Origin of the sequence: Paraburkholderia sp. 22099 (assembly GCF_052045835.1) — a bacterium.
Classification (GTDB): Bacteria; Pseudomonadota; Gammaproteobacteria; order Burkholderiales; family Burkholderiaceae; genus Paraburkholderia; species Paraburkholderia terricola.
On the sequence record NZ_JBQEPU010000029.1, the window covers coordinates 66,985 to 81,853 of the forward strand.

Consider the following 14,869-nt stretch of genomic DNA (forward strand, 5'->3'; position numbering starts at 1 on the left):
TCACATTTGACGTTCCGGGAAACTGCTCAAGAATCAAGGCTCATCCGGCCAAGTGCTTACCCTTGCGCCGGTCCGCACGCATTCGCCTGTGCGCCTTTTCATTGCCGAGCCACGATGAAACCCTCTTCCTTCATTTCCCCCGAAGCCGGCGAACGGCCGCAACCGCTGTCCGGTAACGCGATGCCCCGCTGCGGCGGCATTGCGACGATGATGCGGTTGCCGAACGTCGGCTCGGCCGCGGGTTTCGACGCCTGCTTCGTCGGCGTGCCGTTCGATCTCGGCACGTCGAACCGCACCGGCGCGCGCTTCGGGCCGCGCCAGATCCGCAGCGAATCGGTGCTGCTGCGCCCGTACAACATGGCCACGCGCGCCGCGCCGTTCGATTCGCTGCGGGTGGCCGATCTCGGCGATGTCGCGATCAACCCGTACAACCTGCACGATTCGATCGCGCGCATTGAAACCGCCTACGACGAGATCCTCCAGCACGATTGCAAGCCGATCACGCTGGGCGGCGACCACACCATTGCGCTGCCGATCCTGCGCGCGATTCATCGCAAGCACGGCAAGGTCGGGCTGATTCACGTCGACGCGCACGCCGACGTCAACGACACGATGATGGGCGAGAAGATCGCGCACGGCACGCCGTTTCGCCGCGCGGTGGAAGAAGGCTTGCTCGATTGCGAGCGCGTCGTGCAGATCGGTTTGCGCGGTACGGGTTACGCGGCCGACGATTTCGATTGGTGCCGCGATCAGGGCTTCGAGGTCGTGCAGGCCGAGGCGTGCTGGAACCAGTCGCTCGCGCCGCTGATGGCGCGCGTGCGCGAAAGGATGGGCGACGCGCCGGTGTACATCACGTTCGACATCGACGGGATCGATCCGGCGTTTGCGCCAGGTACGGGTACGCCGGAAATCGCCGGTTTGACGGTGCCGCAAGCGCTGGAAATCATTCGCGGCTCGCACGGACTGAACATCGTCGGCTGCGATCTGGTTGAAGTCGCGCCGCCGTATGATCCGTTCGGCACGACCGCGTTGCTCGGTGCGAATCTCGCGTTCGAATTGCTGTGCGTGTTGCCGGGCGTCGAATATCGGGCGGCCACGCGTTAGGCTGATGCGCTCCTGAGTTGTATTGGCGTAATGGCCCGCGAATGCGGGCCATTTCCATCCATCGCGCGGATGTTGAAACTCACGCGTACGCAGTCTTGCGCGTCGACACGAACACCAGATAACACACCGCGCCGATCACCAGCGCGGGCAGCGTCGCGCCGAGATTCGGCAGCCATTGATTGATCGCCTGATACGCGGCGATGCCGATCGCCCACGCGATGAACGCGCTCAGATGCCAGCCGCCGGAGAAGCCATAACGGCCGCGCACGTCGGCGAGTGCGGCGGCCTCGATGCGGCGCTTGCGCACGATGAAGTGATCCACCAGCACCACGCCGAACAGCGGCGCGAACACCGAGCCGATCAGCAGCAGGAAGTTCTGATACTTCGCCATCGGCACCATCAACGCGATCAGCGTGCAGAGCGCACCGAATGCCGCGGACAGCAACGGCACGCTGCCGCGCGTCCAGAAGGTGCCGGTCGAGACCGCCGCGGAGTGAATGTCGGCGAAGGCGTTGTCGACCTCGTCGATCAGGATCAGCAGCAGCGCGAGGCCGCCGCCGGCTTGAGCCAGCGCGCTCGTCAACAGCGTGTCGCCGCCGCCCGCCGCGAGGCCGTAGATCGCGCCGAGCGCGTAGAACCAGATGTTCGCGATGCCGTAGCCGAGCAGCGTGCCGCGGAAGGTTTCGCCAGGGCGTCGGCCGAAGCGCGTGTAGTCGGCGATCAGCGGCAGCCACGACAGCGGCATCGCCACCACGAGGTCGATCGCGCCGCCGAACGGCATCTCGCCGGTGCCGGGGCGGCGCATCAGCGCGGCCAGATCGTGTTTGGCGAGCAGGTTCCACGTGAGCCACGCGGCGCCCGCCAGCAGCAGCCAGATGCCCCAGGTGCGCAGAAAGCGCCGCACGAACGAGAGCGGGCCGCTGATCGCGAGCAGCGTGGCGAGCAAGCCGAAGATCACCGTCCAGATCAGCGGCATCGAGAGGCCGAACGACTGCCTCGCGAGCGCGTCGGCGGAATCGCGCATCACGATCACTTCGAACGAGCCCCAGCCGACCAGTTGCACCGCGTTCAGCACCGCCGGCACCGACGCGCCGCGCACGCCGAGCGTGGGCCGCAGCGACGACATCGCCGCGAGCCCGGTGTCCGTGCCGATCACGCCGGCCAGGGCCAGCAGCACGACGCCGATCGCGCTGCCGATCACGATCGCGAGCAACGCATGCGGCAGCGACAGCCCCGGCACGAGCAGCGCGCCCGCTTGCGCGACCAGCAGGCCGATGCCGAGCGAGAACCACAGCGCGAACGCGTCGCCGGTGCGAAACGCGCGGCGCGCGTCGGGCACCGGCGTGAGCGGTGCGTAGGTGGAACCGGCGTCGCCGGCGAGTGGGTCTTGTGCCATCTGGGTAGTGTTCCTGTCGATGTTGTCGGCGACGCTGCGTGTCGCTGTCGATTCGCGTGCGATGTTGGCCGCGCATGCGTCTGCTGCGTCGCGCGCTGATTGGCGCCGTGACGCCGGCGTTGCGTTTCCGGCTTCGCCGCGCGGATCGCTCCGCCACGCCGGGCCGCTCATCGCCGGGCCCCGGTCACTGTCATAATGCAGGACGTGGCCCGCGCCTTCGCGTGCCGGCTTTGTTCATCCGGCAGCACGCCGCCTTCATACGGACCGCGTCCGCAAAAGCCGAGATTATCCCCAAAACGTCATGTTTGAAGAAACCCGTAGCAATGTGCCGCTCGCCGAACGCCTGCGGCCCCGCAATATCGACGAAGTGATCGGCCAGAAGCACCTGCTCGGCCCGAACAAGCCGCTGCGGGTCGCGTTCGAATCCGGCGAGGCGCACTCGATGATCCTCTGGGGTCCGCCCGGCGTCGGCAAGACCACGCTCGCGCGCCTCATGGCCGACGCGTTTCACGCCGAGTTCATCGCGCTCTCCGCGGTGCTGTCGGGCGTGAAGGATATTCGCGAAGCCGTCGAGACCGCGCAGATCCATCGCGCGAACGGACACCAGACGCTGGTGTTCGTCGACGAAGTGCATCGCTTCAACAAGAGCCAGCAGGACGCGTTCTTGCCGCACGTCGAGTCGGGGCTGTTCGTGTTCGTCGGCGCGACGACCGAGAATCCGTCGTTCGAGGTGAATAGCGCGTTGCTCTCGCGCGCCGCGGTCTACGTGCTGAAGAGCCTGAACGACGACGAGCAGCGCGAACTGCTCGATCGCGCGCAGCAGGAACTCGGCGGCCTCACGTTCACCGACGAAGCACGCGACGCGTTGATCGGTTCCGCCGACGGCGACGGCCGCAAGCTGCTGAACAACCTGGAGATCGTCGCGCGCGCGGCCTCGCAGCAGAAAACCACGGAAATCGACGGCGCGTTGCTCGGCAGCGCGCTCGCGGAGAATCTGCGCCGCTTCGACAAGGGCGGCGACGCGTTCTACGACCAGATCAGCGCGCTGCATAAATCGGTGCGGGGCAGCAGTCCCGACGGCGCGCTGTACTGGTTCTGCCGCATGCTCGACGGCGGCGCGGACCCGCGCTATCTCGCGCGGCGCATCGTGCGCATGGCGTGGGAGGACATCGGTCTCGCCGACCCGCGCGCGGCCCGCATCGCGCTCGACGCCGCCGAAACCTACGAACGCCTCGGCACGCCCGAGGGCGAGCTGGCGCTGGCGCAGGCGATCATCTATCTGGCGGTCGCGCCGAAGTCGAACGCCGGATACAACGCGTACAACGAGGCGCGCCGTTTCGTCGGCAAGGACCAGTCGCGCGGCGTGCCCGTGCATCTGCGCAATGCGCCGACCAAGCTGATGAAGGAACTCGGCTACGGCCACGAATATCGCTATGCGCACGACGAACCGGACGCGTATGCGGCCGGCGAGACCTATCTGCCGGACAACATGCGCGATCCGCATTGGTACGAGCCGACGCCGCGCGGTCTCGAAGGCAAGATCGCCGACAAGATGGCGCGTCTCGCGGAACTCGACGCGCGGTGGCGCAGCGAGAACAAGCCGAAGAAGGGTTGAGCCGGATCGGTTCGTTGCGGCGTCTGCCGTGTCGTCGCGGCGCATGCCATGTCGGCATTCCGCCCGCCTCGACCATCTAACGCACCGGCCGCCCGCGCCGGTGCGCTAAAATCCCAGCTTCATACAACGAACACCCGCCCCATCCCATGCTCGACATCCAGTTGCTGCGCAAAGACCTCGACGGCGTTGCCAGGCGCCTCGCCGACCGCGGCTATACCCTCGACGTGGCGGCGTTCACCGCGCTCGAAGCGGAACGCCGCGACACCCAAACCCGTACCGAAGAGATGCAGGCGCGCCGCAACAGCCTGTCGAAACAGATCGGCGCGATGAAAGGGCGGGGCGAGGACACTTCGGCGGTGATGGCCGAAGTGAGCGGAATCGGCGACGAGATGAAGGCCTCGGCGGCGAGACTCGACGATATCCAGAAGCGCTTGTCCGATCTGCTGCTCGGCGTGCCGAACCTGCCGCACGAAAGCGTGCCCGTGGGCGACGACGAAACCGGGAATGTGGAAGTGCGCCGCTGGGGCACGCCGCGCGAGTTCGATTTTGACGTGAAGGATCACGTCGACGTGGGCGCGCCGCTCGGGCTCGACTTCGAGACCGGCGCCAAGCTCTCCGGTGCGCGTTTCACGTTGTTGCGCGGACAGATCGCGCGGCTGCATCGCGCGCTCGCGCAGTTCATGATCGACACGCATACGCAGCAGCACGGCTACACCGAGATCTACACGCCGTACATCGTGAATCCGGAGATTCTGTACGGCACCGGCCAACTGCCGAAATTCGCCGACGACATGTTCCGCGTCGAGAAGGGTGGCGACGAGAACACGGTCACGCAGTACCTGATCTCGACGTCGGAAATCTCGCTGACCAACACCGTGCGCGACAGCATCGTCGAAACGGACGCGCTGCCGATCAAGCTCACCGCGCATTCGCCGTGCTTCCGCTCGGAAGCGGGCTCGTATGGCCGCGACACGCGCGGGCTGATCCGTCAGCATCAGTTCGACAAGGTCGAGATGGTGCAGATCGTCGCGCCGGAAGCGTCGTATGACGCGCTGGAGCAGATGGTCGGTCATGCCGAGGCGATCCTGCAGAAGCTCGAACTGCCATACCGCGTGATTACGCTGTGTACGGGCGACATGGGTTTCTCGGCGGCCAAGACCTATGACCTCGAGGTTTGGGTGCCGGCGCAAAACACGTATCGCGAGATTTCCAGCTGCTCGAATACCGAGTCGTTCCAGGCGCGCCGGATGCAGGCGCGCTATCGCAATGCGCAGGGCAAGCCGGAGCTGGTTCATACGCTGAACGGATCGGGTCTTGCCGTGGGCCGCACGCTCGTCGCGGTGCTGGAGAACTTCCAGAACGCCGATGGCTCGGTGACGGTGCCGGCGGCGCTGCGGCCTTACCTCGGTGGTCTCGAACGGCTGGAAGCGACGGCGGGCTGATTGATCCACTGGCTGGCGCGTGGCTGTGGTCGCGTTGGGTTGCTTGGCCTCGTTGAAATTTTTTAAGCGAGGGGCTTGGAAATCGGATTGGGCTGTTTTATAATCTTTTTCTCCCAAGCGACGACCCGCTTGGATCTGACGAAACAGCCCCGTTGTTGTCGAGTTGGAAGACCCGGAAAGGTGGCAGAGTGGTCGAATGCGCCGGACTCGAAATCCGGTGTACCTTTAGGGGTACCGTGAGTTCGAATCTCACCCTTTCCGCCAGAATTCATCAAGAACCCCGCGAAGTCGAAAGACTCGCGGGGTTCTTGTTTTTGGCTCACATTTCATCTATCAAACGCCATCTATCAAACGCATGATCTGAAGACCAAGGCGGGGCAGTGATAGTCCGCCGAAAGTCGTGTTCGCACCTGCACTCGGGGTGGATTCATCTGCAAGGCGTCGAGCGAATCGAACAGTGCGCGCAACGAGATGCGGTTGGTTGAATGCCGACGAAATGGCAAGGCGCTTCTCGTGTCCTCCATGGTCTACACCAACAAGCACAACCAGAAGACCGCATTCTTGGCCAATATGAGCGTAATGGTTGATGGCAGTTGCAAGTGGTAACGCCACGCAGTTTGTGAAAAACGCTCGCCGAAGAATGTTGTTCCAGCTAGAGCGAGCTAGCCGTGATGGCTTCGTCGAAACTGGAACGACGCCGTCCAATGGGATCAAAAATCCGATGCCTCACAGCGCGTTATCGCCAATGCTAGTGATAGCTTTCTGCTAGTCAGTGGCAATGGCGGCAAGGTATCCATACCGTCGCAGCGCCCGTGTCCGTGCCGCATGAATTCCGCTCCGGCAATGGTCGCGGTCAGTCGGCTATCCAGATCGTCGATCAACACCGCTGAAAACTCGCCGAACCGCCAAACCCGACTCGGCTCGCCAGGCCCCGCCAACGATCCTCTGTACAATTGCGCGATCGAAAGGCTGCGCCGCGCCCATCAAACACCGACTCCCATCGACCGAACTCATGGCCATTTCCTACAAGACTCCCGATGACATCGCGAAGCTGCGCATTTCCGGCCGCCTCGCGGCCGACGTACTGGCGATGATCGGCGAACACGTCAAGGCCGGTGTCTCCACCGACGAGCTCGACGCGCTGTGCAACGACTACATCGTCAACACGCAGAAATCGGTTCCGGCCAACGTCGGCTATCTGGGTTTTCCGAAGACGGTCTGCACTTCCGTCAACCAGGTGGTCTGCCACGGCATTCCGAATCGCAGCGAAATCCTCAAGGACGGCGACATCATCAACATCGACGTCGCGATCATCAAGGACGGCTATTTCGGCGACACAAGCCGCATGTATTGCGTCGGCCAGCCGAGCACCGTCGCACGCCAGTTGATCGACACGACCTATGAAGCGATGCTCGCGGGCATCCGCGAAGTCAGGCCGGGTGCAACGCTCGGCGACGTCGGTCATGCGATTCAGCAGATCGCGCAACGCGACGGCTTTTCGATCGTGCGCGACTATTGCGGCCACGGCATCGGCAAGGTCTACCACGAAGACCCGCAAGTGCTGCACTACGGTCAGCCGGGGCAGGGCGTGCGTCTGAAGCCCGGCATGGTCTTCACGATCGAACCGATGATCAACGCGGGCCGCGCCGGCACGACGGTGTTGCGCGACGGCTGGACAGTGGTCACCAAGGACCGCTCGTTGTCGGCGCAGTGGGAGCACATGATCGCCGTGACCGACGAAGGCTACGAGCTGCTGACGCCTTGGCCGGACGGCACCGGCAGCTACGCGGCATCTTGAGCCGCGCTTGTGCACTGCATCGCATGACGCAGTTATGCCGGGCGCGTGAAATGCTGCTCGGTTTGCGCGCAGCGCGTGCTTTGCCGCGTGCCCTTGCGTCGCGCCGTATCTGTGCGCCAGTAAATAATGATTTGACTCGCGCGCCGGTTCGGTTAAAGCTACGCCTTAAGGTTTTAAGGGGTTTTCGTCTGCATGAGTCCGTCACTGACCGTTCGCCGTATCGCCGCTGATCAAGGCGCCGTTTTTCGCGAACTCCGTACCGCATCGCTGCGCGAGGCGCCCTATGCCTTCGGCGCGACGCTAGAAGACGCGTTGTCGGCCGACGCCGCGAGTTTCGACGCCACCGCCGCGGAACACGCGGTTTCATTGCGCATCACCACCTTCATTCTTTACACCGAAGGCCATCCCGCCGGCTTGATCGAAGCGCATTTCGACGACACCACGCCGCGTCGCGCGTTCGTCTGCGAGTTGTGGGTGGCGCCGGCCGTGCGTCATCTGCGGGGCGGCGAGTTGCTGGTCGACACGGCCAGCGCCTGGCTCGCCAACCAGGGCGCCACCGAAATCCACGCGTGGGTCGCCGACGCCAATCGCAATGCAATGCGCTTCTACGAGGCGCTCGGCTTCGGTCCCACCGGCGAACACCGGCGCGTCGCGCGCGCGCCCGAGCAAGCCGAAAGTCTGCTGGTGCGGCACGTGCCCACCACCTCACAGGCATCCCAGCAGTGATCTCGCGAGCGGCGCAACAAGCTGCCGCTCGATTCCCCTCCGCGTGTGCCCAACTGCGTCTGTCCGGCGTTTTCGGCCGGCTCGACGGCGCGAGCGCAGCCTCTTTGGCTACCGCGTGGCCGTCCTCATGGTAACGGCGTGTTCGCGGCAGTCGCTCTCCCGGCAAAAAAGCTGGCCGCACGCGCGGACGCCTGTAAAATACGCAAAATTTTTTGCCGAACGCTATGTCGCCCAAGAAATCGCCCTTTTTCGAACTCCGCAGCGGCTCTGTCGACACGCTCCTGTTTGTGGTCAAGACAACCGACCTCGACGCCATGCGTGCCGAATTGACCCGGCGCTTCGAGGCGACCCCCGAATTTTTTGCCAACGATGTCGTCGCGATCGACGTGCGCCGTCTCGCGGAGAACGAACGCGTGCCGCTCGCCGACATCGCGCAACTGCTCGACAGCGTGCGCATGCGCCCGGTCGGCGTGGTCGCCAACGCGCAGCAGGCGTGGGCGGCCGAATCGGCATTGCCGCTGCTCGAAGCGCGCGACCGCCGCGGCCCCGCCGCCAGGTCCGCGGACGAGGAAAGCGCCAACGCATCCGCTGCGGCACCGGATGCCGCCACGAACGCCACGCCGGCGGACGATCTGTTCTCGGCAGCCGCAGCCGCAGCCGCAGCCACAGCCGCAGCCGCAGCCGACCCGGCGCCCGCCGCGGAGCCGGTACGTCTCGCCACTTCGTCGCAAACGATGGTGGTCGACAAGCCGCTGCGCTCGGGCCAGCGCATCTATGCAAAGGGCGACCTCGTCGTGCTCGGGTTGGTGAGCTACGGCGCGGAAGTGATCGCGGAAGGCAACATCCATATTTACGCGCCGTTGCGCGGCCGGGCCTTGGCCGGCGTGCAGGGCAACCACGACGCGCGCATTTTCTGCACGTGTCTCGAACCGGAACTGATCTCGATCGCGGGCATCTATCGAACGACCGAGAACCCGCTGCCGGCCGACGTGCTCGGCAAGCCGGTGCAGATCTGGCTCGAAGACGAAAAACTGATGATCGAACCACTGCGGCTCACTTGAGCGGCGTGAAGCGCGCGGCTGTCCCGAACGGTTTCGGCACGCGGCGCTTCACGGCAAATATGGCCGCACATAATTGACGAATTTGACGAACACAAGGTAAGGGTAATGGCAAAAATCATTGTGGTGACTTCGGGCAAGGGTGGCGTGGGCAAGACGACCACGAGCGCGAGTTTTGCATCTGCCCTCGCACTGCGCGGCAGCAAAACCGCCGTGATCGACTTCGACGTCGGCCTGCGCAACCTCGACCTCATCATGGGCTGCGAGCGCCGTGTGGTGTACGACCTGATCAACGTGATCCAGGGCGAAGCCAATCTGAACCAGGCGCTGATCAAGGACAAGAAGTGCGAGAACCTGTTCATCCTGCCGGCGTCGCAAACGCGTGACAAAGACGCGCTGACCATGGAAGGCGTCGAGAAGGTCATCAACGATCTGATCGCGATGGACTTCGAATACATTGTTTGCGATTCGCCGGCCGGCATCGAATCGGGCGCGCTGCTCGCAATGCATTTCGCCGACGAAGCGCTGATCGTGACCAATCCCGAAGTCTCGTCGGTGCGCGACTCGGACCGCATTCTCGGCATTCTGTCCTCCAAGACCAAGCGCGCGATCGAAAGCAAGGAGCCGATCAAGGAACACCTGCTGATTACCCGCTACAACCCGAAGCGCGTGAGCGAAGGCGAAATGCTCTCGCTGACCGACATCCAGGAAATTCTGCGTATCGATCTGATCGGCGTGATTCCCGAGTCGGAAGCGGTGCTGCACGCGTCGAACCAGGGTCTGCCGGCGGTGCACCTCGACGGCACCGATGTGGCCGAAGCCTATAAAGACGTCGTGTCGCGTTTCCTCGGCGAGCAGAAGTCGCTTCGCTTTACCGATTACCAGAAGCCCGGGCTGCTGCAGCGCCTCTTCGGCACCAAGTAAGGGGAGCGCACGTAATGTCGATTCTTTCGTTTTTGCTGGGCGAGAAGAAGAAATCCGCGTCGGTAGCGAAGGAACGCCTGCAGTTGATCATCGCGCACGAGCGCGCCGGCGGCCATGCGCCCGCCGATTACCTGCCTGCGTTGCAACGCGAACTGGTGGCCGTGATTTCGAAGTACGTGAAGATTTCCCATGACGATATTCGCGTGAGCCTCGAGCGCCAGGACGATCTCGAGGTGCTCGAGGTCAAGATCGAAATACCGCAGGCCTGATCCGTCGCGATTCGTTTCGCGAGGGGTTTTATTCAAGGTGGCGCGTGCTTCGCTTCGTTGAGTCGTGGCGACTTGACGTGACGAAGCGCGGGCCTGCGCTGCGGCTGCGCCCGGTCCGCCGCCTTCGCCGCGTGGTTATCGCCACGCTTGCCGTTTTCGCGTTTTCCCGCCTCGCCGTTCCTTTTCCCTCGGTGGTCCATGTTCATGCGCGCGTGCATGGGCCTCGTCACGCGCGCTCGGCGCGTCGAAATAATCCGTAGCACTTCAGGCCGCGCCGTAACACGTCCACGGTCAGCGTGTTCGTCCCCTCGCGCATTAAACGGGTAACGCCGCGTGCGGCGTCTTTCCACAGAGGGAAAACATGAACAAAACCTTTCGCTTGCTGCTCGCCAATGCCGTGCTGATCGCTGCCGGCGCGTCCGCCGTGGCATCGGCGTCGGCCGCTGAAGTCGTCGTGATCGCGCCGTCGGCGCCGCCGCCGGTGCGTTATGAAGCGGTGCCCGCGCCGCGCGTCGGCTACGTGTGGGATCACGGTCATTGGCGCTGGGAGCACGGCCGCTATGTGTGGGTCGCGGGTCATTGGCAGGCCGAGCGTGTCGGCTATCACTGGGTGCCGGGCCACTGGATCGCGCACGGACCGCACTATCGCTGGGTACAGGGCCACTGGGCCTGACATGAACGCTCGAGCGGCGGCCGCGGCGTGTTCGTCATGCGGCCCGCGCCGCGTCCGCCTGCCTGGTCACCGAGGAACCATGGATGAAGAAGAGTCTGCTTCTGCTCGCCGCACTGACTGTCGTGCTCGCCGGTTGCGTGGTGGTGCCGGCGCGGCCGGTTTATCTGCGCGCGCCTGCGGTAGTCGTCTATTGACGCGGGGCGCCGGCGTCGTCGTTAGCGGACGCGTCGCCGGCGATTTCCTCGGCGACGGGTCCGGGCACCTCGACCTCGGGCACCTCCGGCACAGGAGCGGGCGCCGGCTGCGGCAGCGGCGCCCTATAACGCTCCGCCAGCGACTCATACAGCGGCGGCGCGAAAAAGCGCGCTACGCGGCTTGCGATCAACGCGGTGGCCATCAGCGAGATCACGAGCGCGTGACCGTCGATCATCTCCATGACAATCACGAACGACGTGATCGGCGACTGCGTGACCGCGGCCAGATAGCCGACCATCGCGAGCGCGATCAGCATCGGCAATTGCATCGAGCCGAACACCATGTGCAGCAGATTGCCGAAGCCCGCGCCGATCGATAGCGAAGGCGCGAAGATGCCGCCCGGAATGCCGGGCAGATACGAGCCGACCATCGAGATCATCTTCAGAAATGGGTAGAACACGGACAACTGCGCGTGTCCGTCGAGCAAGCCGCGCGCTTCCGCATAGCCGCTGCCGAAGGTCGTGCCGCCCGAAATCAGGCCGACCACCGCGATCACGAAGCCGCACAGCGCCGCGAACACGACCGGCCGCTCGCCATGCAATTGACGCAGCGGCCCCGGAATCCAGCGCTCGGTGTTCAGCAGCAGCCAGCCGAACACGCCGCCCGCGATGCCGGTGACGATCGCCGTGAGCAGCACCGCGAGCGCGAGCAGATCGGGGAAGTGCGCGCCGATCTGGATGGTGCCGAAATACGTGTAGTTGCCGTTCAGCCCGAGCGCGATCACGCCGGCGATGATGATCGCGGTGATCAACACGCCGCTCGCGCGCGCCTCGAAGCTGCGCGTCAATTCCTCGATGGCGAACACGATGCCCGCCAACGGCGTATTGAACGCCGCCGACAAGCCCGCCGCCGCGCCGGCCAGCACCAGTTGCCGCTCGATCAGCGCGTTCGAGCGCGGATAGAGCCGCCGCAGATTGAACATCAGCGCCGCGCCCACCTGCACGGTGGGCCCTTCGCGACCGATCGTGAAGCCGCCCAGAATCGCCAGAAACGACACGGCGATCTTGCCGAACAGAATCCTGAACGACAGCAGCCGCGCGCCGTATTCGCCGGGTTTCGCATGCAGCGTGGCGATCACTTGCGGAATGCCGCTGCCTTCGGCGCCGCGAAAGAACTTGCGCGTGAGCCAGACGGCGAGCGCCGCGACCGCCGGCGTGACGAGCAACGGCGCCCACACGTGCCGTTGCTGCATCGCGCGAAATTCGCCGTAGCCCCAATCGATCAGCCTCGCATACAGCACCGCGATGAGGCCGACCGCGATCGCGCCGAGCCAGAACACGCCGTATTGCCGCCACAAACGTCTTGCGCGACGGACGATGGCGGAAGAAAGCGGAGGCAATGCCCTGGACATGGCGGTGTGCTGGCGCAAAAGGGAAAATTATATCGCTCGCCGAATCGGCGAAACGGTGTGAAAGCGTTTAGAAATGGAGTAAAAGGGCTGGTTGTAAGGCATCGCGTGTAATGCGCGGTAGTGATGCCAGGCCCGGCGCGCTGCGGCGTTCGGTAAGGAACATTTCAATCGTCGGCTAAAATGCCTCGACGTTCGAACAACCAACAGGTCATTAATGAAGCGAGTCCTTATCGTCAAGGTCACCTCACTCGGCGATATCGTGCAGGCGTTGCCGGTCGTGGCCGACATCAAACGCGCATATCCCGGCGTTCAGGTTGACTGGGCAGCCGACGAAGCATTCGCCGAAGTGGTGCAATGGAGCCAGAGTGTCGACCGCGTGCTTTGCGCGCCGTTGCGCCGCTTCAAGAAAGCGCGCCGGTGGCGCGATTTCCGGGCGATCGCGGCGTCGATCGCGGAACTGCGCGCCTATCGTTACGATTTCATCATCGACATTCACGGCGTATACAAGAGCGCGATCATCGCCTTTCTGGCGCGTTCGTCGCGGCGGATCGGCTATCAGTCGCAGGACCTCGGCGAGCGCGGCGCGGCGTTCGCTTACACCGGGCGCTTCGGTCCGCGTCCGAAATGCAATGCGTGGCACGGCATGCGCATCAGCACGGGTGAAGCGCTCGGCTACGAGGTCGAAGGCCCGCCCATTTACAACCTGCGCTTGCCCGAGCCGGCCCGGCCGCCGTTCGAGTCCATTAGCGCGCCGGTCGCGGCGCTCTTTCATGCCACCTCCAAGGACGACAAGAAGTGGCCGTCGACCCATTGGGCGGCGGTCGGGCGTGAATTGACGCAGCGCGGCTTCCACGTGGTGCTGCCTTGGGGTTCCGAAGGCGAGCGCGCCGAGGCGGAGCAAATCGCCTCGCAGGTGCCGGGCTCGGCCGTCTTGCCGAAAATGAGCGTGACCGGCATCGCCCAGATGATCGACGCGTGCGCGCTGGTGGTCGGCACCGACACCGGCTTCGTCCATCTTGCGCACGCGCTGCAGAAGCGCACGGTGATGATTTTCGTGTCGACGTCGCCCGCGCACTGCGGGATCGAGTCGCCGTTCCGTTCGATCTCGATCGGCGACGGCCATTCGGTGCCGCCGATCAGCGCCGCGCTCGAGGCGATCGACTACGTGCATGGCGAGCCGCGTGTCGCCGATTTACAGCACGGCTCGACCACCGCCTGAACGCCGGGTCCGGCAATCGTTTGCCAAAAAATAGAGGCGCGACGCGCAGTCAGCCCGAATGGGCATTGCCGCGTAACGCCTCCAGAAAGCGCCCGCGTCGGGGAACTACGGGCGCAAAGGCATTGATAGGCCGTCAGTCAGCCGATCGCGCCGGGCGGTTCAGATCAGGCGCCGTGCATTACACGCCTGTTAAATCTGTCGCTATTCGTTGAGCGCGGTATGAGCCGCGCGGACTTCTTTTGCCGGGTCGCCCGCACGCGCATGGTGCGCGAATGCGCTGACCCGCCGCTTGCCGACTTGACTCCTGGCGGCGAAACGGCCACCGGCGGGGTTCGTGCCGCTGGAACGTCCTTAAACCAGTATAGGCGGTGTTCCCCTACGAGGTGAGCGCGCGGCGGCCATCTTCCCCCGCCGCTGTCACGTGTTCGGAGCGTGTAACACCTTCGTGATGTTCGCTTACAAATCGCAACGCCCGCGTGGGGCGTCGTCGTGTCCAATCGGGTCATTCGGGATTTCAGCTCGAATGAAATCTGACTCGACGGAGAACAACATGAAACGCCTCATCCTCACCCTGATCGCCGGCACGCTGCTCGCCACGGCACTCGGCGGCTGCATCGTCGCGCCCGCGCCTGGCTACTACTACGGCGGTGGCGGTTATTACCATCACGGCGGTTATTACTATCGGTAAGGGTTTGGCGTAAAGATGGCTCGCGCGCCTCTGAACCGCGGTTCAGATGCAGCGCGAAGCCCGTGCGGCGCCGCAGCACCGAAGCGTGTCAAGCCAGCAGCATTTCGAATGCGAGTACGGCCGTGACGGCCGCCGCGTTCGCGGCCAGCGCCTCGACGACGATGCCCTTCCAGGTCGCCGGGCGAAAGCGCAACGCCAGCAATAATGCGCATAGCAGCGCCAGCGCGATGATCATCACGATATCCGCGTTGTGGAGATGAATATTCATCCAGCCTCCCTGCTTGCCTTAGGGTCTTTGGAAACGAGTATAGGCAAGTCAAAAAGACGCGCAAGACGGGGAATCACGTTGGC

14 protein-coding genes and 1 tRNA gene are annotated in these 14,869 nt (G+C 64.2%); 12 read left to right on the forward strand and 3 right to left on the reverse strand.

From position 1 onward, the window contains the following. Window positions 1–114: 114 nt before the first annotated feature. Window positions 115–1,104 carry an agmatinase gene (gene speB, locus ACTJLC_RS24400; RefSeq protein ID WP_073430783.1) on the forward strand — a complete coding sequence of 330 codons (990 nt, stop codon included), beginning with the start codon at window positions 115–117 and terminating at the stop codon, window positions 1,102–1,104. A gap of 79 nt (window positions 1,105–1,183) precedes the next feature. Here the strand turns inward: speB and cytX are convergent, their stop codons facing one another. Beyond that, window positions 1,184–2,500 carry a putative hydroxymethylpyrimidine transporter CytX gene (gene cytX, locus ACTJLC_RS24405; RefSeq protein ID WP_114162028.1) on the reverse strand — a complete coding sequence of 439 codons (1,317 nt, stop codon included), beginning with the start codon at window positions 2,498–2,500 and terminating at the stop codon, window positions 1,184–1,186. Between the two features lie 301 nt (window positions 2,501–2,801). Between cytX and ACTJLC_RS24410 the strand changes: the two genes are divergently transcribed. From ACTJLC_RS24410 to ACTJLC_RS24450, 9 genes are all read left to right on the forward strand, one after another. Further along, the gene (locus ACTJLC_RS24410) at window positions 2,802–4,115 is read left to right on the forward strand and encodes a replication-associated recombination protein A (protein ID WP_310134782.1); all 1,314 of its coding nucleotides are present in this window, start codon (window positions 2,802–2,804) and stop codon (window positions 4,113–4,115) included. Window positions 4,116–4,261: 146 nt separating this feature from the next. Then, a complete protein-coding gene (gene serS, locus ACTJLC_RS24415; RefSeq protein ID WP_154873490.1) occupies window positions 4,262–5,557 on the forward strand; it encodes a serine--tRNA ligase in 1,296 nt (431 codons plus the stop codon). Between the two features lie 174 nt (window positions 5,558–5,731). Beyond that, window positions 5,732–5,821 (forward strand) — tRNA-Ser (locus ACTJLC_RS24420). Window positions 5,822–6,569: 748 nt separating this feature from the next. Continuing rightward, complete coding sequence (gene map, locus ACTJLC_RS24425; protein WP_310134778.1) at window positions 6,570–7,355, forward strand: type I methionyl aminopeptidase; 786 nt, start codon at window positions 6,570–6,572, stop codon at window positions 7,353–7,355. 192 nt (window positions 7,356–7,547) lie between these two features. After that, window positions 7,548–8,081, forward strand: coding sequence for a GNAT family N-acetyltransferase (locus ACTJLC_RS24430; RefSeq protein ID WP_073430778.1), 534 nt, complete (start codon window positions 7,548–7,550; stop codon window positions 8,079–8,081). Window positions 8,082–8,305: 224 nt separating this feature from the next. Next, complete coding sequence (gene minC / locus ACTJLC_RS24435) at window positions 8,306–9,142, forward strand: septum site-determining protein MinC (RefSeq protein WP_440845478.1); 837 nt, start codon at window positions 8,306–8,308, stop codon at window positions 9,140–9,142. Between the two features lie 105 nt (window positions 9,143–9,247). Further along, a complete protein-coding gene (gene minD, locus ACTJLC_RS24440) occupies window positions 9,248–10,063 on the forward strand; it encodes a septum site-determining protein MinD (protein ID WP_027799748.1) in 816 nt (271 codons plus the stop codon). Between the two features lie 14 nt (window positions 10,064–10,077). Beyond that, the gene (gene minE, locus ACTJLC_RS24445; protein ID WP_012432104.1) at window positions 10,078–10,332 is read left to right on the forward strand and encodes a cell division topological specificity factor MinE; all 255 of its coding nucleotides are present in this window, start codon (window positions 10,078–10,080) and stop codon (window positions 10,330–10,332) included. 361 nt (window positions 10,333–10,693) lie between these two features. Next, entirely contained in the window at window positions 10,694–11,005 is a 312-nt protein-coding gene (locus tag ACTJLC_RS24450) for a YXWGXW repeat-containing protein (protein WP_073430775.1), read from the forward strand. A gap of 187 nt (window positions 11,006–11,192) precedes the next feature. Here ACTJLC_RS24450 and ACTJLC_RS24455 read toward each other — a convergent pair whose 3' ends face one another. Continuing rightward, a complete protein-coding gene (locus tag ACTJLC_RS24455) occupies window positions 11,193–12,611 on the reverse strand; it encodes a chloride channel protein (protein WP_310134771.1) in 1,419 nt (472 codons plus the stop codon). A 214-nt stretch (window positions 12,612–12,825) separates the two neighbouring features. On the opposite strand from ACTJLC_RS24455, the gene waaC reads away from it, so the two are divergent. Further along, entirely contained in the window at window positions 12,826–13,830 is a 1,005-nt protein-coding gene (gene waaC, locus ACTJLC_RS24460; protein WP_440845481.1) for a lipopolysaccharide heptosyltransferase I, read from the forward strand. Window positions 13,831–14,380: 550 nt separating this feature from the next. Then, complete coding sequence (locus ACTJLC_RS24465; protein WP_167363299.1) at window positions 14,381–14,518, forward strand: hypothetical protein; 138 nt, start codon at window positions 14,381–14,383, stop codon at window positions 14,516–14,518. Between the two features lie 88 nt (window positions 14,519–14,606). Here ACTJLC_RS24465 and ACTJLC_RS24470 read toward each other — a convergent pair whose 3' ends face one another. Next, window positions 14,607–14,786, reverse strand: coding sequence for a hypothetical protein (locus ACTJLC_RS24470; RefSeq protein ID WP_083085473.1), 180 nt, complete (start codon window positions 14,784–14,786; stop codon window positions 14,607–14,609). Window positions 14,787–14,869 lie beyond the last annotated feature (83 nt).